Genomic DNA, 18,655 nt, shown 5'->3' with positions numbered 1-18,655 from the left:
TCCCATATTCTCTTGCACTCCCATCAACTTCCGCTATCATATTCCGCCTGATTTGAGTTATTTTGCGGAATGTTTTCTTATGTATAAATTAAAAATGGTTTTCTTAACCGCTGCGTTTGTTATGTTATTTGCTTGTACACCGTCTAAGCCGGTAAAAAAAGGGTATTTGAAAGACAATATCAGTCAAGCCGAGTTATCCAATACCGTCGATTACAAACGTTATTATTACATTTGCCGTAATTTTGAAACGGGTTCCGAGGCGTATTTATTCACCTATTTTCCGCTTTCGCGGGAAAGTCGTTTGAAGGATAATTTCGGGTTTTATTTTCAGTTGGACGGTGCTCGTGCGGAGCCTTTTGATCATATTGAAAACAAACCGCTGAATGTGCGCGGATCGCGTTTTGAAGTGATTTATCGTTCTTATCATCCAATTCAAGGCGCGGAAATCGAGTTAATTGCGCGCGAGCGGAGTTCGACTTATTATAAAAACCGCAACGGTGTGCGTCTGCCTTGGTTGGAATGTCGAGAAGTGTAGTTGAATCAACAAGTTATCATCAAAGTGCGGTCTTATTTTTGCGGATTTATACGCAAAATTCACCGCACTTTTACCGAAAAGCGATTAATTCGCAATTTGTTTAATTAAACGATCCATTCCTTGCTCGTCATAAGCTTCAAAATTTTCATCATTTGCATCATTAATGACGAGATCATTGATCGTCGCGCAGCCGTAAGACTCCAATTTATTTTTCGTAAAATTAGAGCGCGAGGCGGAGCTGGCATTATTTAAGCTGATGACGCCGATTGTCGCGTTATTACAGATATGTTTATTGACGAACACCAAATTGTAGCCCGATTCGCGAATATAGCCCGTTTTGCTGAGTGCGGCGTCGAAAATTTCTTCACGCACCAATTTGTTCGTATTCTGCATAAACACATTCTGGCGATTAGCGCGGATATAAACGGCGCGGGTGTTGGAAAGATTTTTCAGCTCCGTTTTATGCAATGAATATTTCGCTAATTTCACCAAATCCATCACGCTCGACACGTTATGATTCGACAAGCCGGAACTGTCGATAAAATGTGTGGAATTCATTCCCAATTCTTGCGCCTTTTGATTCATTTTCTTAATGAATTGCGCACGACTCATTCCCGCCGAGCGCGCTAATGCGTGGGCGGCGTAATTATCCGAATGAATAAACATCGCTTTCAGCAATTCCGAGCAAGCAATCGGCGTATATTGCGGTAATTTCGAGCCGGTACCTTTGAGATAATCGTAATCTTCCTCGGTAATACTTGCCGTACATTTATCGTTCTTATTATTTTCTAAAAAAACAACCGCCGTCATTAATTTTGTCACCGACGCAATCGGCTGTACGCTATTCGGCGAGCGACTTTCCAACACGCGATTATGTGTAAAATCATACACCACATAAGACTGAGCCGTGACAAACGGCACAAAGAACAAACACAAAGCAGACAAAAGCGATTTCTTAAACATTTTTACCACAAATTAACCCGAAAACAGGCGGAAATTATAGCGATTTTTCTTGAATGATTCTAGGAATAACCTTACCGATTTGAAATCAATGATACCGACTCAAAACGAGGCAAAAATTCTTGAGAAATCGACCGCACTTTTCTTTTATGCGTTGATATTTGATATAGATCTCAAATCTAAAATTTACAAATTTGTAATTCTTTACATTTTCTTCCGCTATCGGCTATCTTAGCAACATTCAGTAACAAATAAGGAGAGCATATGAATCAATTACTTTCATCTTCTTCTCAGATAGCCTTTGCTGCGTTGGTTCATTCTTTGAAAACCTTTGCAACGCAGCATAATCTTCCTTTTTCACCCGAAAACTTTACGTTATATCAAAAACCTGATCATCAACTATTGAGCATTTTTACCGAAGCGGAAAAAATCGCATCGAATATTAACGGTCAAGTTGAGCACGCGTCAGATAAATTACGGACATTATTAGAACAAATTACGTTGTCAAAAAATAAATCCGCAAAACCGCGATTCGGCTATCCTATTCAGCCGATGAGTGCCGAAAGTATTTTTCCGACCGAATTAAATCGGCTGAATATCTCATCCGAGAAAATAAAAGAACATTGGGAGCGCTTTAATCAAGCCTTAAAGGATATTCCCTCCTCCCATCAGGGCGATCTTTGGCTAGATCATTTTGACACCGCGTTTCAATGTTTCGGCACTTGCCTTCCGTCACAAACGGCGGATATTTCACTGTATGATCATAGTAAAGCGGTGGCAGCGTTGGCAACGGCACTTTGGCGAAACGAGCAAGAGTCGAATACACCGACATCGGAAAAATTCTTGCTAATCCAAGGCGATTTCTTCGGTATTCAAGATTTTATTTTTTCAGGCGGTCGAGAAACCAATAAACAAGCGGCAAAACTATTGCGTGGACGCTCCTTTCAAGTTTCGCTTTTTGCGGAATTAGCTGCCCTCAAAGTATTGCAAGCTTGCGAATTACCGACAACGAGTCAAATTATCAATGCTGCCGGTAAATTTTTAATCGTTGCACCGAATACCACGAAAATAAAACAAGCGATTGAGCGCGTACAAACGGAACTTGATCAATGGTTTATTAAAAAAACATATGGGTTGATCGGCTTAGGTATTGCCACTCAAACGGCAACAGCGCAAGATTTCACGGCGATGGAATTTCGCAAATTGCAAAAATCTCTATTTGAAGCATTGGAAGTGAAAAAATTACAACGATTGGATTTAACTGCAAGCACCGCAAGCGTACAAGATATTGAATACTCAAACGGCGTATGTGAATTGAACGGTAATTTCCCTGCGGAACAAGATGGTTGCTCGGTAATTTCACGCGATCAAATTAAAATCGGTGATCTTCTTGCAAAAAAAGATCGCATTATTATTGCAGAATATAATGCGAAAATTTATGAAGACTATCGCACAAAATCACTAGAACTCAATATTTTCGGTTTTAGCATCGTTTTTACTGATGAACAAGAATCCTCAGGCGATTTCAGCAAATTGTCAAGAGCCGAGCAAATTTATCGTTTTTGGGATTTTTCTATTCCGCAAAAATTAACCGAACAAATTTGGAAAGGCTACGCGCGCCGCTATATTAACGCATATATCCCTTATTTTAAGGAAACGGATCGGTATGATGAAGGGAAATATTCACAATTTGATCTATCGGAGCGGATTGTCGAACAGCCGAAGACCTTTGATTATTTAGCTTGCGAAGATCGTTTCCAAAACGCGAACGGAAGTTGGATTGGGCAAAAAGCCTTAATGACTTTAAAAGGCGATGTGGATAATCTCGGCACAATCTTCCAAAAGGGATTGGAAAAACCGAATTTCGCCAAAATGGCAGCCCTTTCTCGCCAAATGAATCAGTTTTTTAGCTTGTGGCTGCCGGCGTATTGTGCGGAACATTATCCGAATATGTACACGGTCTTCGCGGGCGGTGATGATTTCTTTTTAATCGGTCCGTGGCACACCACACAAAAAATCGCCAATGCAATGCGGCAGCATTTTGCCGATTACGTCGCTCGAAATCCGGATATTCATTTCTCCGTCGGAATGGTAATGACCAAAGTCGGCGTACCGGTGCCGCATTTAGGCGAAATGGCAGAGGAAGCGCTTGAACAAGCAAAAGCTGTGGACGGGAAAAATGCGGTAACCATTTATAAACGTGCGGTTTCGTGGAATAAATGGCATTTATTGACTGATCTTGAAGATGAAATCAACCGCCTTGCCGAAAATTATGATATTTCAACAGGATATTTTTATTCGCTTATCCGTTTCGCTAAACAAGCGGAAGATAAAGAAAATCTGGAAAGCACGATGTGGCGTAGCCGTTTCGCTTATCGCACATCTCGCTATGTGACCGATAAATTAGCGAAAGAAAAACGTCCGAAAGCACTAAATGAACTGATTATTTCTTTAGGTGATAAAGGTATCGAACAACACAAGGGGAATTTTATTATTCCATTATTTAACTATTTCTATTCAAAACGTTAGAGGCACAATATGAATGTATCACAAATTAAACTTGGTGCAGGAAATCGCCCACGCGATTTATTTTCAACCTTGGCGGAAGAATTTGCCAAAAGCATTAAGCACAATGCAGGCAGAGCAAATAAACCTGCTCAATTACGCAAATTTTATGACGAGCTTTGTATGTGGAATGACCGCGTCCAACAAGCCACCAATCGAGGAAAAACATATCAAGAACTTGAGCCTTTTATCAAAATGTTAAAAGCCAAAGTAGCATACGCTTTAGGGCGAGAACTTGTTAACAAAAATTTTAGTGATATTTTTAACCGCACAATGGACGAAATTAAATCTGCTGAAACCTTAAAAGAAGGCAAATTATTTATGGAAGCGGTAATGGGTTATTGCAAATTATACGAGTAAGGAATTGACTATGAAACTAACAAACATCATTGAAATCAAAGCAAATCTTGTTTTAAAAACCGGTTTACATATCGGTGCCGGCGATAGCGAAATGCACATTGGCGGCATTGATAATTCTGTGATCAAACACCCTATTACCCAATCTCCATATATTCCGGGTTCAAGCCTTAAAGGAAAAATCCGTTCATTGCTGGAATGGCGAAGTGGTGAGATTTCCAAAACGGACGGTAGCGTATTGAGTATTAATCATTTGAAAAACGCTACAGATAAAAGTGCGGTTGAAAATATCTTAAAACTTTTCGGCATTAGTGCTGATAGCCAAAAAGAAAGTGATATTCAAAAAGAACTCGGCGTGTCCCGCTTAGGCTTTTGGGATTGTGCTTTAAATGCTGAATGGGAAAAACGTGTGCGTGAAGATAACTTACTGCTGACCGAAGCGAAAAGTGAAAACACCATTAACCGTATTACGGCAACAGCCGATAACCCACGCCAAACTGAACGTGTGCCTGCCGGTGCGATCTTTGATTTTAAACTTACCTTGCGTCATTTTGAAGGCGATGGAGACGAATTATTAGATCTCATATTAAAAGGTTTACGTTTACTAGAACTCGACAGCCTCGGCGGTTCAGGTTCACGCGGTTACGGTAAAGTCAAATTTGAAAATTTAACCGTTGGCGAAAAAGCTCTAGACTTAAGTGAGATCAACCCGTTTAAATAGGATAAGGTTATGAAGACTTATCGAATTACACTCAACATTCAAAGTGCCTTTGGTACACCGCTAATGGGCGATACCCTATTCGGGCAACTTTGTTGGGCGATTGTTCACCGCTTCGGTGAAAGTCGTTTAAATGCGTTGCTTGAAGGTTATGATAATCAACAGCCGTTTGCTGTGGTATCCGATGCACTACCTCAGAATCATTTGCCGCTGCCTACGCTGCCTTCAAGATTTTGGCAAGAAGGGGGGGGGAAAGATCGCAAAAAACTCAAGAAAAAACAATGGATTGAAGTGAAAGATACTCAACAAGCGGTGACTTTATGGCAACAATCTGCAAAAGCGGAAAAAGAAATTTTTGCTAAAGAAAACCGCGAGCAACCGCACAATACCCTAAATCGCTTAACCGCATCTACAGGCAAAGATGAGTTCGCACCTTATGTAATGTCACAGATTTGGTATAAACCGAGTACCTTGCTTGATATTTATATCGTGATTGATGAAACGCGTATTTCTCTTGAAGAAATAACCGCACTTTTAACCGACATCGGCACATTTGGCTACGGGCGAGATGCCTCTATCGGCTTAGGCAAATTTAGTATTGAGCAAACGGAAGCCTTTGACTATACAAAAGCAAATGCCAACGCCTATTTAACCCTTGCAAATTGTGCACCACAGGATTTAGGGCTAAATAAAGAACGCTGTTTCTACCAAATTACTACCCGATTTGGGCGACACGGCAGTCTCGCGGTGTTTAGCGGAAATCCATTTAAAAAGCCGATTATTCTAACCAAATTAGGTGCAGTATTTACACCTAACAAGTGGGAGGAAAAGTTATTTATCGGTAATGGCTTAACTGGCGTTTCCTATGGGCAAACGAATGCGGTACACCAAGGTTATGCACCCGTAATTCCACTCAGCATTCATTTTGAATAAGGAGATTGCAATGAAAGAGTTTATGACAACCCATAAAATATTTCTTACCCCAATCAGCCCAATTCATATTGGCTGCGGGGAAGATTTCGAACCGACAAATTATGTTATTGACGGAAATATGCTTTATCACTTTGAGCCGAGTAAACTTCCGATTTCTAAAGAACAAAGAAAGGAACTTCTTAATTTATCTTCTCAAGAATATGTTGATGAAACTCAATTATTTGAGTTACAGGGGTTCTTTTCGAAAAATGATGAAATTATTAACGGTATTAAAGATATTGCACATTATAAAATACTCGTAAGTACAGCTATTACCAAAGAATGGAAAGAAAAACTAGGAAATCCAACTCAGATAAAAGAGAATGGGAAAGCAGAAGGAAATCGCTTTTATATTGCTCGGCATAGTTATTCACCTTATTTATCTAATGTTTATATCCCAGGTAGCTCCGTTAAAGGGGCGGTTTTTTCAGCTATTATTCAATCAAAACATCAGAATAAACCGCTTACCGACAAAGATCTAAATCTTGATAAAGGATTAGGAAATAATAAAAAAAGGGATAAGGGAATCTTTTCTGCTGCAAATAAAAAACTTATTTATACTTACATCGGAGATTTTAATCGTTTAAGTAATGAGAAAATTATTTCTCAATATATAAAATTTTCTGATCTAATGCCAAATACTAAATTTAGTCATTTTTCTAAAGTAATATATTCAGTAAATTTGAAGAGGACTAAAGGGAAAAAAGGCTATTCGCAAGGTATTTCAACTAGAATGGAGTGTATTCAACCGGAATTATATCGGGGCTTCCAAGGTGAACTTACACTTACTGATATATCGCCTGAAAAGTCATTATCTAAGGATTTCTATCAAAGCATAATTAAAATGCTAAATGATTTTTATCGACCCATTTTTGATAAAGAATGTCAGTTGTTTATTCAAAATGGATTTATTAATTCTCTTTTTTTCGAAAATATTAATTTGCTTTTAAATACGAATAAAATTGCACTTATTCGACTAGGAAAGAATGGTTCAGAATCTAAGCTATTAGCAGAGAAAAGCCTTAAAAAAATTAATATCAAAGGCGAATACAAGGAGCAATCTAATACATTTTGGTTGGCCTCAGAAAAAAATGATGCAGAAACCCAATTACAGCCTTTAGGTTGGGCCTTGTTAGAATTCTCTCCTATAGCAGAAAATGAATTGCTACAATAATGGACGCAAAATCCAAACCGCTCATTAGCATTATTCATTAAAAATAAGGAAATAGAGCAGAAAGAACAAGCATTATCACGAGAAAAAGCCCGAGCAATGAGCCAGTTTTCAGAGATTCAACGAAAGGTTATCGAACTTGAGGATAAATTTAAATCAAGTAATGAAAAACAAATTGATTCATCTTCACCTCTTTATAAAGAAGTCAAATTACTGATTGAAGAAACTAATTCTTGGAGTAATGAAGATAAACAATTTATGGCTAACCATATTACCAAAGAACTAATTAAAAGCCGCGTTGAATTGAAAAAGAAAAATGCGGAAAAAGACTTAGATAAACTGCTTAACAAACTAGGTACTGCATAAATGGAATTATCAAACTTCCCCATCGCCCGCTATCAATTTGATTTTCAGGTAACCGAACCCATTGCATTGCCTGAATATGCAGGCTCTGCACTTCGTGGTGCCTTTGGGCGAGCATTACGAAAAATTAGTTGTATGACAAAGCAGGACGACTGCAAATCTTGCCCGCTTTATCGCAGCTGCCCATACACCAATATTTTTGAAACGCCAGCACCAGAAAATCACGAAATCCAACAGTTCAGCCAAGTACCGAACGGCTATATGATTGAACCGCAAGGCTGGGGAGAACGCACTTATCAAATCGGCGAAATTTTCTCCTTTAATCTCGTGCTATTTGGACGTTTAACCCAACAGCTGCCACTAATTGCTTTCGCCTTTAAGCGTGCTTTTGAATGGAATATTGCCGGCGGAAAAGGCGAACTTATTGCGATCTTCTTATGTAATCAACATAATCAGCAGACCCCGATTTTGCAAAAAGGCAATATTATCGAACATTCACAAGCGGTGGTTTTACCTGAAAATTTTGCAAATACGCTGAATATTGACTTGCTTACACCATTACGCCTGCACAAGATAACGGCAAACCTCTGAAGCCGGAGCAAATTAGCCTAAACCGCTTTTTAATTACTCTTGCGAAACGGATTTCGCTCTTAAGCGAATTTCATCATCAGCCATTAAAGTTAGATTTTGAGGCATTAATTGCCCAAATTCCGCAAATTCAAGATCAAAAACAGCTAAGATGGCAAGATTGGACGCGTTATTCCTACCGCCAAAAGCAAAAAATGAAACTGGGCGGCGTTGTCGGCAGCTGGCAGTTAAGCAACGTTCCTGCTGAATGGGTAAAATTGCTTTACCTTGGGCAATGGCTGCATTGCGGCAAAAACGCAACATTTGGCTTGGGGCGATATAAAATCACAAATTTGTAAAATCAGGATTTAAATAAAGGCAATGGTATGATTCCGTTTCATTTTAATTAAAAGGAAGGTTTTACAATGACAACATGGTTTATTTCAAGACATCAAGGTGCGATTGACTGGGTGAAACAACAACCGATCCAAATTGATCGTTTTGAAAGCCATTTAAATGTAGAAGATATTCAAGCCGATGATACCGTTATCGGCACACTACCGATTCATCTTGCAGCACAAGTGTGTGCAAAAGGAGCGAAATTTTATTTTTTATCCGTGAATCTACGAGCGGAACAGCGTGGTATTGAACTGACTGCTGATGAAATGGCTGCATTACAATGCACAATCGAACCTTTTTATATTCAAAAACTTTAGAGGAATGCAATATGCAAAAGTATGATATTCATTTTTGTTTAATTTCAGGACAAGCCGCACCTAATTTATTACCTGTATTAGATACAACATTTAAACCTCAAGAAGCCGTTTTTATTGTTTCTAAAACAATGAAAAATAAGGCTGAATTTTTAGCTAATACATTTAAAAATCTCCATATCAAAGTAACTATTGAAGAAGTTGCTGATGAATTTAATTTTGGCGAAATGGAAGATCAATTTTTGGATCTTATTAACCGTTATGAAGATAAAAACGTTGCAGCTAATGTTACCGGCGGAACAAAATTAATGTCGATTGCTCTTGCAAATGCTTTTACCTTTGCTGGCAAGCCTATTTTCTATGTTGATACCGACCAAGAAAATCGTATTATTTTTATTACTAAAGATGAAAATAAAGCTTGGTTACCTAATCAACCGCTTAATGCAATTAATAATGTGAAAACTTATTTATCTGCGTATGGTGCAACAGTATTAAACCAAGGCGATCCTCAAGAAAATATAAAATTACTTCCAGCCATTGATCCATTTATTCAAAATTATGCTAATTATACAAATCTTGTCCCAATGCTAAATAATCACGCCTCAATTTCAAGAGATAATGGATACAAATCCCAGTTTGATAAAAAAGAAAAAAGACCAAAAACAAAAGAAATGGATAATTTATTCCTTGGATTAGATTATCAAAAATTGATTGAATATGACGGTGAAACGGTTAATTTTAAAAATCGCAAAATTCAAGAATTTTTAAGTGGTGGTTGGTTAGAAGACTACACTTACCATCAAATTAAAAATATCAAAAGCATTGAAGATATTCTATTAAATGCTGACGTTGCCAATTTCCGCTATCGTTCGGATAAATCCGGATATGCCAATGAGAATAAAGGTCATAAAAATGAATTTGATATTGTGTTTATGGCAAAAAATAAATTACATATCATCGAATGTAAAACGGAAAAAATGGAGAAAAAAGCAGAAGATATTCTTTATAAATTAGAAACACTAAAAGATTATGGTGGATTATTTACTAAAAAATGTTTGGTAAGTTATTTTGAAGTATCTGACGCTGTAAAAAATCGAGCAAAATTTTTAAATATTGAGATCATTCAAGCGACAGATTTAAAACGTTTACCAACTAAAGTTCAAGAATGGATCGCAAGAAAATGGTAGAAAATTACAAAAAACGCATTTTACTCTCTGTTACAGGAATGTCACCGGCGGTAGTAACAGAAACACTTTATGCGTTAGTTACGGAAAAAGGCTTTATTCCAACAGAAATCCGAGTAATTACTACATTACAAGGTAAAAACCAACTAATCAAAATGCTACTTGGCATTGAAGGCGGACGAAAAGAACGGAAAGGTGCATTGGAAGAATTTATAGAAGATTACGGCACACAATACGGCTTTTCTCATATCCATTTTGATGAAAGCTGCATTGAGGTGATCGAAGATAAGTGCGGTGAAAAATTAAGTGATATTCGCTCGCCTGAAGAAAATGAATTGGCTTCTGACCAAATTGTCAAATTAGTGGGTAAGCTTTGCCAAGATGATGATACTGCCCTTCACGTCTCTATTGCAGGTGGTCGCAAAACAATGGGCTTTTTCTTAGGTTACGCCCTTTCCCTTTACGGACGTAAACAAGATAGTCTCTCTCACGTTTTGGTTTCCGCAGAATTTGAAAATCAACCGAGTTTTTTCTACCCTAAACCTTATAGCCATAAGATTTATAATACAAAAGGGATAGAATTTGATGCTAAAGACGGCAAAGTAATGCTGGCGGAAATTCCTTGGGTGCGCTTAGGGTTAGGCGTGCCGGACGAGTTATTAAACAATCAAATTTCCTATAGCGAATCGGTGAAAAACGCTCAACAAATTTTGGATGTGGCGACATTAAAATTTCTCTCGCCGATAGAAAGAAGAGCAGTCTTATTCGGTACAAAAAAAATTAAACTTTCACCAAGAGGCTATGCTTTATTGCTGAGTTTATTTATTGCCAAAAAACAACAATGGGCATTCGGCGTGTATGAAAATATGGAAAATTTAAGCCGCACTTATTTAGGTATTTATGACGTATTGAAATATTCCGATAGCAATATGGCTGAGCAATTTAAAGATCTGGATAAAATCCGTCGAACTCTAAGTGATTCGCAAACGGATATTACCAAAAAAGTCCGCAGTGCATTTTCTATCGGTAAACACAGTAAAAGCCAATATATTCCTTATTCCTATAATGAGATTTATGTGCTGCAAATTAATTTGGAAAATATTGATATTCGCCAAATTCAAGAAAACATTTCTCATATTCTCTAATATCTCAAACCGCCGGAAGGCGTTTTTTTTACAAATTTGCAATTTTATATTTTCTTTTTAATTTCCTTCTATACTTAACTTATTCCAAGTAATAAATAAAAAATTCAGGAGAAATATTATGGATAAAGAAATGGCAAATAAAATAATGCGGGCTGTGATTATCGCTGTAGTAACAGTTATTGCAAATGAAATCAAAAAAAGTAAATAGGGAAATCAATGAATATCCAATTTGTAGTAAAAACGCTAACAGTCGCTGTAATTATTTATGCTTATACAATGAGTATTAAGGATGATTTCCTTACAAAGACTTAAGCAATAAAAATCTCAATCTCATCGGATAATAAAAATGAACACCCAACGTACCCGCTACCTTATCGCCTACGATATTTGCGATCCAAAACGCCTTTATCGCGTTCATAAAAAAGTCGAAAGCTATGCTATCGGCGGGCAAAAATCGTTTTATGAATGTTGGTTAACGGCGCACGAACTTGCAAAATTTCGTGTAGAAATCACCGCACTTATGGAATGTTTTGAAGACAGATTATTTATTTTTCAGTTGCACAACGATACCGAACCGATGTTATTCGGCAAGGCTCACCTTCAATCTACTCAACCTTTTTTATTGGTATAACGGAGGCACTATGTCTAGTTTATATATTGATCGTAAAGGCTCGGAAATTAAACTCAGCGGCGAAGCATTAGTCTGTTATGAAAATGAGGAGCGTATCGGCACTATTCCTCTTGCCCCGATTGAACGAATCTACTTAAAAGGCGATGTTAAACTGCAAGCCTCGCTACTCGCCAAACTAGGCGAACGCAATATCGGCATTATCTGTCTTTCAGGGCGGAAAAACGAACCGACACTCTTTATGTCTCAACCGCATAATGATGCCGAACGCCGCCTCGCTCAATATGAACTAGCCAATAACGAAGCTTTTTGTCTTTCCTTTGCCCAAAAACTCCTTAAACTTAAATTAATTACCCAGAAAAATTGGCTTTGGCAAGCCTCCAACGCTCGTTTAGATAAAAAATGCTTGCTCGTGCCGAAAGCGGAAGAACTAGATAGCCTCATCGCCAAAATCAACGAACAGACCAATTTGCCTTCGCTTCGTGGTATTGAAGGCAGAGCCGCAGCAGCATATTTCACCGCCCTTAGCCTTTATCTTCCGCCTTCCTTACGTTTTAACGGCAGAAATCGCCGCCCGCCAAAAGATCCGTTTAATGCCGTTTTATCCTTAAGTTACACCTTATTACATAGCGAAGCCGTGCTCGCGATTTATGGAGCAGGGTTAGATCCGTTTATCGGCTTTTTTCACAGCCTTGACTACGGGCGAGAATCCCTTGCGTGCGATTTAATCGAACCGCTGCGTCCATTGGTAGATAATTGGCTGTTAGGCTGTTTTCGCAAAAATAGATTAAGAGAAGAATATTTTTCCACCACGCAAGAAGGCTGTTTTTTAGGCAAAACCGGACGAGTGCATTTTTATCAAGAATATGAAAAAGCTATCGGCAACTGGCGAAAAATGTTGGAAGAAAATTGCCGCGATTTGGTTAATTTATTAAAAAGCAGTAATTTAAGCAGCTCACCACAACGCCGTTCCAGCCAATACTTACCGGGCAATATTGAGCAATATGAAGAAAACTGGAAAAAGCTATTGGAAAATTACTACTTCAATCAACGCACAATGCTGGCTAATTATGAATTTTATTTCTAGGAGGCGATATGCAATATCTTATTGGCTATGATATTTCTGATGCAAAACGGCTGCAAAAAGTGCATAAGCAGATGTTGAAATATGCCACGCCGATTCAATACAGCATCTTTTTATTTGAAGGAAAGTTAAAAGAGCTTCAAGGCTGTTTAAATGATGTTTTGACCTTAATTCACAAAAAACAAGATGATTTACGGGTTTATCCCTTGCCTTCAAACGCCAAACAATGGCAAATCGGCAAGCCGGTATTACCGGAAGGGATTATCTGGACGGGATTGCCGCTAAATTCGGAAGAATAACCCTTCGCCTCTCTTGCTTTTAATTGTTATAATAACGTGGTTTTTAGGCTGTGGAATAATGAATTTGATTAGATTTTCACCAAATCAATACCTCACTCTGAAGTATATTGAAAAAGTTGGGAAGCCTCTCTCTAACTTATTGAGAGAAAAAGAAAATTCCGCCCTCCGCAGTCGAAAGACCCCGCCCTGTCCGAAAGGGATTAAGACTGCCGAGAAAAACGAAGTAGCAAAATCAGAAAACGTCGAAAGACCCCGCCCTGTCCGAAAGGGATTAAGACCATTTGCATATTCTTGAAGTTCTTGCATAATTTTTCGTCGAAAGACCCCGCCCTGTCCGAAAGGGATTAAGACTCCTATTGGCATGTTTAAGCTTTGCCGAGTAGGTTCAGTCGAAAGACCCCGCCCTGTCCGAAAGGGATTAAGACATACCCGATTTTTTGGCTTGTTGTGCGAGTCTGAGTCGAAAGACCCCGCCCTGTCCGAAAGGGATTAAGACCACACTGCCATATAGACAGAAAAACAATAGGTAGTCGAAAGACCCCGCCCTGTCCGAAAGGGATTAAGACTTTTGTTTAGTTTCCAATAGTTCTAAACAACGTTCGGTTGAAAGACCCTGCCCTGTCTAAAAGGGATCTTCAAAAAACAAAAATGCCGCTAATTCGCGGCATTTTTTTCAATATTAAGAATCTCTTTTCGTTCTTTATCAATCGTTACATTCACGTTAAACCCTTTCGCCAAATTCTCCTTAGTTAACACTTGTGCCGTTTTACCGCTGGCGAGGATTTTGCCGTGGTGGAGCAAAATCACCTCATCGCAAAAACGATAAGCTAGAGAAAGATGATGGATCACCACTACGCAAGTGTGCTCAGGCGTTAGGGCTTTGAGTTGTTCCATAATGTCGATTTGGTAGTAAGGATCAAGGGCGGCGATGGGTTCGTCAGCAAGCAGCAATGGGCTGGCTTTTATGCAGCAACGAGCAAGTTGTACGCGTGTTTTTTCGCCGCCTGAAAGCTGCTGATAAGGCTGATTTAATAAATGGGTAATGGAAAATTTTTCAGAAACCGACCGCACTTTTTCCGCTTCTTGGCTGGCAGAAAGTGGGCGAGGCAAGCCGAGAGCGATTACGTCATAGACGGAAAGATCCCAGTTGATCTGCGTATTTTGGGCAAGATAGGCGAGCTGTTCGCTTTTTTGTTGGGCAGTCAATTCGCTTAATTTGCGATTTTTCAGCCAAATCTCACCGCTTGCAGGCGGTAAGATTCCGGCAATACTTTTCAATAGCGTTGATTTTCCTGCTCCATTTGCCCCCATTATGCCGACCAGTTTGCCTTGTGGGATTTGGCAGCTCACATTGTTTAAGCCATAAGGCAGGCTGATATTTTCAACTTTTATCATTGGGTAAGCCTCCGTTGTTGAGTGAGCAAAATCCAAATTAGGCAAGGTGCACCAAGAATGGCGGTGAGCGTGCCGATATAAATATGCGAGAAAAATGGCACATATAAAATCGCTAAATCGGCAATAAGTAGCAGCAATGCACCAATTAAGGCACTTGTAAGGTAAAGTTGCGATGGGCGTTTTTTTAGCAAAATGCGGGCAAAGTGCGGTGCAATTAAGCCGATAAATCCGATGCTGCCAGTTTGCGGAATGGTTGCACCCACCAGCAAAGCCACGCCAAAAGTGGTGATAAAAAAGCTGCGTTTAGGGTTTACACCCATTGTGCTGGCGGTTTCTTCGCCGAAGGTGAGCAGGTCGATATAACGGCGTTCGGCATATAAACAGAGACAGCCCGCGAACACAATCGGCAGCGAAATTAGCAAGGTTTCCATTTTCGCCCACATTAGCGAGCCTTGCAGCCAGCGATAAAGCTCCGCCAACGCCCACGGGCTTTGAGCGTTAGACAGCAGTAACGCGATTGCCGAGCTGAGCAGCATATTCACCGCCAAGCCGCTTAAGATCATCATTGTTGTGCCGTGATTTTTGGCGATTGCATACACCAATAGAAAGCTTGCTAACGCCCCCAAAATGCCGCCGAAAAGCAAGACGGTAAAAGGTGCTGAGAAGTAGTAGAGAATAAAGACGCTGGCGGTGGTCGCCCCGTTCGCACTCCCCAGTAATCCCGGGCTTGCCAGCGGATTTTGGAAAATCCCCTGCATTGCATTGCCCGCTAAAGCGAGGCTTGCCCCCGTGAGCACGGCGAGCAAAATGCGAGGCAAGCGAATATCCCAAAGCACCAGAGATCGCATATCGCTGATGATCCCATCGGCATTTTTGAGTGCGGCAAAATCGCCCAGTTGGTGGCTAACCGCAAGGGCGATAATGGCGATTAATAGGGTGAAAAGGCAAAAATTTAATTTATTTATGTTACGCATTTTTATTTCAACTGATGATAAATTATCTCCGCCCCCTGCCAAATGCCGTGATCGAAGCAATAAGTATATTTCAGCGGAGCCGTTGCAAGCGGTCGGTTCGCAAAGATTTTTTGCAAAATCGGGTGGTGAAGCAGCTCCGCTTGTTCGTTATAACCTTGCTTATCCGTTAAAGAAATCAGCACATTCGGCTGGCTGAGCAACACTTTTTCGAGCGAAAAATTTTGCTGGGTTAGCGAGTTTTTCAGCGGCTTTAATCCAAGCAGATTTAACAAGGTTTGATATTGCGGAAGTGTGGTTTCAACAATTCCCGTATCCGATAAAATCAGGGTTTCTGCAAGCGGTGAGTTTAACCGAAAACTTTGCGATTGTAATTTTTCCACCAATTTTTCGGCTTGTTCTTCATTGCCTGTCAATTTACCTAACTGCAAAATCAGCTCAAACAGCTGCTCAGGCGTTTGGGCGGTGTCGTTTATCGGCATAATCTTCGCCCCTAATCTTTTCAAACTCTCCACCAGCTGCGGGTAAAAATATTCATTCACCAAAATGGTTTTATCTAAATAGGGCAGAAGTTCCGTCAGCTTCGGCTCTAGGGTCGGCTTATCTGTGTTGATTTTATCCAACATCATCAACGGATTTTGTGAATAAGGCGACATCGCTGCAATTTGCTCCGAGCGAGCCAGATCGATAAGCAATCTGTCACTACACAAATTCAGCGAAATAAATTGCTCGGCATTTACCTGACTCATCGCGCAAAAAAACAAAAGTGCGGTGGAAAGTTTGTGTGGTTTTTGCATATAGATATAAACCCCATACGAGCTGTATAGGGTTCCATAAAATGTTATGAGCGCTTAAAAACTTCCCTTCAGTCCGACATACAGATTACGTCCGTCTTGACCGTAGCCGACGGTGTGTTCGTATTTTTTGTCGAACAGGTTATTTAAATTAACGTACAGGTTAACCGCATCGTTTAACTGATAGTTTGCGCCTAAATTCACTAAGGTGTAAGACGGCAATTTGACGGAATAACTGGTATAAACCGCCGGTGTGAAATAGCTGTCGAGGCGGTTGCCGGTGTGGATGACGTTGAAATTCGCGCCGAGTTTTTCCGTAATTTGATAGGCTAAACCGAATGCGCCTTGGTGTTTTGCATAGCGTTGTAAATCTTGATGCTGATTATCTTTCGCGCGGGTGAAAGTGTAATTCGCATAAGCGGTTAACGCGTCGGTTAATTTGCCGTTATAGGCGATTTCAATGCCTTGAATTCGGCTGGTTCCATTTTCATTAATGGATTGCGTCCAAGTGTTATTAATTCGGATAAGATCTTTTACGTTACGCGCAAAATAAGTAATGTCTAAACTATGGCGTTTATCCGTTGTTTCAATTAATAATCCCGCATCGCAGCCGACACTTTTCGCCGGTTTCAGATTCGGATTAGCTAAATAACTGCCGGAATAGCCGTAATAATCGTAGATATTCGGATTTTGAATTGCCGATCCGAAACTTGAATGGGCGCGGAAATTCGGTGATAACCGATATGCGCCGGAAATGCGTCCGGTCCACGCATTTTCATATTGCGAATTATCGGTATAACGTCCGCTTAAAGATAAGCTATGATCCGCTCGGCTAAATAAGCGATATTCCGCTGCGAGGCTTTTTTCCGTGAGTTTTTTCTTGCCGGAATTGATTTTATTCGATTCGAATTCGGTTTTTTGTATTTCACCCAATAAGCTAATCGCTTGGGTAATATCGCCTTCACGATCAAAATTTACATCCAGTTGATAATTGGCATTGGATTTTTTCATTTCCGTTGCGGTTAAACCCCAAGTGCCGAGGTCATCAATTTCCGTTTTAAATTGGCTGACCGTCACTTTATGTTTGAGCAATTCCTGTTCATTGCCCAAATAAGCGCTTAATTTAACTAAATTTTCCCGCGTGCGCGTTTGCGCATCCAGCACATCGTCCGTAAGTTGATCCGTATCGTCGATATGCACCGTTTGTGATGAATGCGCGGCAAGCAATTCGATACCTTTATTATTATCGTCGAAGCCTAAACGAACGGAGCCGTTATCTCGGTGGAATTTATCTTTTTCCACTGCACCGCCCGAAGTGAAATCCTGCCCGTCGGTGGAGCGATAATGAAAACTGTGCGAGCTAAACGCGGAAATGCCGCGCGTGCGATGGCTGTCGCCGTGTAGGGCGTAATAAAAGCCTTTATGATAACCTGAAACCGTTGCGGAACCGTCATAAGTGCCGTGCGAACCGGTGCCGAGGTCGAAATCAAGGTTGATAGGTTTGTCTTTATACAGACCGCTTTTGGTGGTGATATAAATCACACCGCCCATCGCGTCGCTGCCCCACAAGGCGGATTGTTCACCGCGCAACACTTCGATACGATCAATATTGCTTAAACTTAAGCCGCCGAAGTCAAAGCCGAAACCGGTTGTCGGATTGACTTTCACACCGTCGATAATCACAGCGGTTTGATTCCATTTCGCTCCGCGTAAGGAAAAATTGGTGAGCGTGCCGCGTCCACCGTAAGAGGACAACATCACGCTCGGCACGGTTTTCAACACATCGCTTACATAAGTGGCGTTGCGCGCGGTGAAATCATTTTCCGTTAATACCGTCACCGACGACGCCGTTTGATCTTGATTAACCGGCGCGGCATAGGCGGAATACACGGTGATCGGTTGAAGTTCGGCGGTTTGCGCAGCAACCGATTGAGACAACGCGATAAAAAGTGCGGTGGTAATTACATTTTTTTTCATTTTTCATCTCACATCAAAATAAAGTTAAACGTTTGCATTATACAAAATAAACCGTTTGATACCAGCTTTTATGTCTCACTTTTCGCCACCTGCGTAGCAAAAAAATCGCCGAATTTTCACCGCACTTTGCCGCCGAATCTACGTCATTGCTTACACGAAAATCTATCCTAACCTAGCCTGATTTTTGACCGACTTTAAAAATATTGATTTTTTTGCTATAATAATCATTAAGTTATATTTTCTTAAGGCAATCCTGC

20 protein-coding genes and 1 CRISPR repeat array are annotated in these 18,655 nt (G+C 40.1%); of the genes, 15 read left to right on the top strand and 5 right to left on the bottom strand.

The window, feature by feature from the left end; genetic code table 11:
• The first annotated feature begins 79 nt into the window (after window positions 1–79).
• Window positions 80–535, top strand: a complete 456-nt coding sequence (locus CVP04_RS08765; protein ID WP_100297134.1) for a hypothetical protein — start codon at window positions 80–82, stop codon at window positions 533–535.
• Between the two features lie 84 nt (window positions 536–619).
• On the opposite strand, the gene CVP04_RS08760 is transcribed toward CVP04_RS08765, so the two are convergent.
• On the bottom strand, window positions 620–1,498 hold the full coding sequence (locus CVP04_RS08760) for a D-alanyl-D-alanine carboxypeptidase family protein (RefSeq protein WP_100297133.1): 879 nt from the start codon (window positions 1,496–1,498) through the stop codon (window positions 620–622).
• A 261-nt stretch (window positions 1,499–1,759) separates the two neighbouring features.
• Between CVP04_RS08760 and cas10 the strand changes: the two genes are divergently transcribed.
• The 14 genes from cas10 (at window position 1,760) to cas2 (CVP04_RS08695) (ending at window position 13,261) form a co-directional block, all read left to right on the top strand.
• Window positions 1,760–4,024, top strand: a complete 2,265-nt coding sequence (cas10, locus tag CVP04_RS08755) for a type III-A CRISPR-associated protein Cas10/Csm1 (protein ID WP_100297132.1) — start codon at window positions 1,760–1,762, stop codon at window positions 4,022–4,024.
• A 9-nt stretch (window positions 4,025–4,033) separates the two neighbouring features.
• Window positions 4,034–4,420: a type III-A CRISPR-associated protein Csm2 gene (gene csm2 / locus CVP04_RS08750; RefSeq protein ID WP_100297131.1), complete on the top strand. Its 387-nt coding sequence runs from the start codon at window positions 4,034–4,036 to the stop codon at window positions 4,418–4,420.
• A gap of 10 nt (window positions 4,421–4,430) precedes the next feature.
• Window positions 4,431–5,138 (top strand): type III-A CRISPR-associated RAMP protein Csm3, encoded by a 708-nt coding sequence (gene csm3, locus CVP04_RS08745; RefSeq protein WP_100297130.1) that lies wholly within the window; start codon window positions 4,431–4,433, stop codon window positions 5,136–5,138.
• Between the two features lie 9 nt (window positions 5,139–5,147).
• Window positions 5,148–6,068, top strand: coding sequence for a type III-A CRISPR-associated RAMP protein Csm4 (gene csm4 / locus CVP04_RS08740; protein WP_100297129.1), 921 nt, complete (start codon window positions 5,148–5,150; stop codon window positions 6,066–6,068).
• 10 nt (window positions 6,069–6,078) lie between these two features.
• Window positions 6,079–7,281, top strand: coding sequence for a type III-A CRISPR-associated RAMP protein Csm5 (csm5, locus tag CVP04_RS08735; protein ID WP_100297128.1), 1,203 nt, complete (start codon window positions 6,079–6,081; stop codon window positions 7,279–7,281).
• A 96-nt stretch (window positions 7,282–7,377) separates the two neighbouring features.
• Complete coding sequence (locus CVP04_RS08730) at window positions 7,378–7,644, top strand: hypothetical protein (RefSeq protein ID WP_100297127.1); 267 nt, start codon at window positions 7,378–7,380, stop codon at window positions 7,642–7,644.
• Window positions 7,645–8,232, top strand: a complete 588-nt coding sequence (locus CVP04_RS12390) for a hypothetical protein (RefSeq protein WP_243385236.1) — start codon at window positions 7,645–7,647, stop codon at window positions 8,230–8,232.
• The gene (gene cas6 / locus CVP04_RS12385) at window positions 8,199–8,567 is read left to right on the top strand and encodes a CRISPR system precrRNA processing endoribonuclease RAMP protein Cas6 (protein WP_341476052.1); all 369 of its coding nucleotides are present in this window, start codon (window positions 8,199–8,201) and stop codon (window positions 8,565–8,567) included. The genes CVP04_RS12390 and cas6 overlap by 34 nt, the downstream gene beginning before the upstream one ends.
• 66 nt (window positions 8,568–8,633) lie before the next feature.
• Window positions 8,634–8,924, top strand: coding sequence for a CRISPR-associated protein Csx16 (gene csx16, locus CVP04_RS08720; protein WP_100297126.1), 291 nt, complete (start codon window positions 8,634–8,636; stop codon window positions 8,922–8,924).
• 11 nt (window positions 8,925–8,935) lie between these two features.
• Complete coding sequence (locus CVP04_RS08715) at window positions 8,936–10,108, top strand: Card1-like endonuclease domain-containing protein (protein ID WP_100297125.1); 1,173 nt, start codon at window positions 8,936–8,938, stop codon at window positions 10,106–10,108.
• Window positions 10,087–11,250 carry a CRISPR-associated ring nuclease Csm6 gene (gene csm6, locus CVP04_RS08710; RefSeq protein WP_243385226.1) on the top strand — a complete coding sequence of 388 codons (1,164 nt, stop codon included), beginning with the start codon at window positions 10,087–10,089 and terminating at the stop codon, window positions 11,248–11,250. The genes CVP04_RS08715 and csm6 overlap by 22 nt, the downstream gene beginning before the upstream one ends.
• Before the next feature lie 346 nt (window positions 11,251–11,596).
• Window positions 11,597–11,881 carry a CRISPR-associated endonuclease Cas2 gene (cas2, locus tag CVP04_RS08705; protein WP_100297124.1) on the top strand — a complete coding sequence of 95 codons (285 nt, stop codon included), beginning with the start codon at window positions 11,597–11,599 and terminating at the stop codon, window positions 11,879–11,881.
• A gap of 10 nt (window positions 11,882–11,891) precedes the next feature.
• Window positions 11,892–12,965: a CRISPR-associated endonuclease Cas1 gene (gene cas1 / locus CVP04_RS08700; protein WP_100297123.1), complete on the top strand. Its 1,074-nt coding sequence runs from the start codon at window positions 11,892–11,894 to the stop codon at window positions 12,963–12,965.
• Between the two features lie 8 nt (window positions 12,966–12,973).
• Complete coding sequence (cas2, locus tag CVP04_RS08695; RefSeq protein WP_100297122.1) at window positions 12,974–13,261, top strand: CRISPR-associated endonuclease Cas2; 288 nt, start codon at window positions 12,974–12,976, stop codon at window positions 13,259–13,261.
• 170 nt (window positions 13,262–13,431) lie between these two features.
• Window positions 13,432–13,827: direct repeats of the CRISPR family, unit length 37 nt; unit sequence GTCGAAAGACCCCGCCCTGTCCGAAAGGGATTAAGAC.
• Window positions 13,828–13,915: 88 nt separating this feature from the next.
• Here cas2 (CVP04_RS08695) and CVP04_RS08690 read toward each other — a convergent pair.
• From CVP04_RS08690 to CVP04_RS08675, 4 genes are read right to left on the bottom strand one after another with little or no spacing between them, the layout of a single operon-like run.
• Window positions 13,916–14,656 carry an ABC transporter ATP-binding protein gene (locus CVP04_RS08690; RefSeq protein ID WP_100297121.1) on the bottom strand — a complete coding sequence of 247 codons (741 nt, stop codon included), beginning with the start codon at window positions 14,654–14,656 and terminating at the stop codon, window positions 13,916–13,918.
• On the bottom strand, window positions 14,653–15,630 hold the full coding sequence (locus tag CVP04_RS08685; RefSeq protein ID WP_100297120.1) for a FecCD family ABC transporter permease: 978 nt from the start codon (window positions 15,628–15,630) through the stop codon (window positions 14,653–14,655). The genes CVP04_RS08690 and CVP04_RS08685 overlap by 4 nt, the downstream gene beginning before the upstream one ends.
• A gap of 2 nt (window positions 15,631–15,632) precedes the next feature.
• The gene (locus CVP04_RS08680) at window positions 15,633–16,424 is read right to left on the bottom strand and encodes an ABC transporter substrate-binding protein (RefSeq protein WP_100297119.1); all 792 of its coding nucleotides are present in this window, start codon (window positions 16,422–16,424) and stop codon (window positions 15,633–15,635) included.
• Window positions 16,425–16,478: 54 nt separating this feature from the next.
• Entirely contained in the window at window positions 16,479–18,398 is a 1,920-nt protein-coding gene (locus CVP04_RS08675; protein ID WP_100297118.1) for a TonB-dependent receptor plug domain-containing protein, read from the bottom strand.
• Window positions 18,399–18,655: the final 257 nt, after the last annotated feature.

The sequence above is a fragment of the Caviibacterium pharyngocola genome (assembly GCF_002795405.1).
Classification (GTDB): domain Bacteria; phylum Pseudomonadota; class Gammaproteobacteria; order Enterobacterales; family Pasteurellaceae; genus Caviibacterium; species Caviibacterium pharyngocola.
The sequence above is the reverse complement of the archived record's forward strand: the minus strand, read 5'-3'. Positions and strand labels throughout refer to the sequence as shown.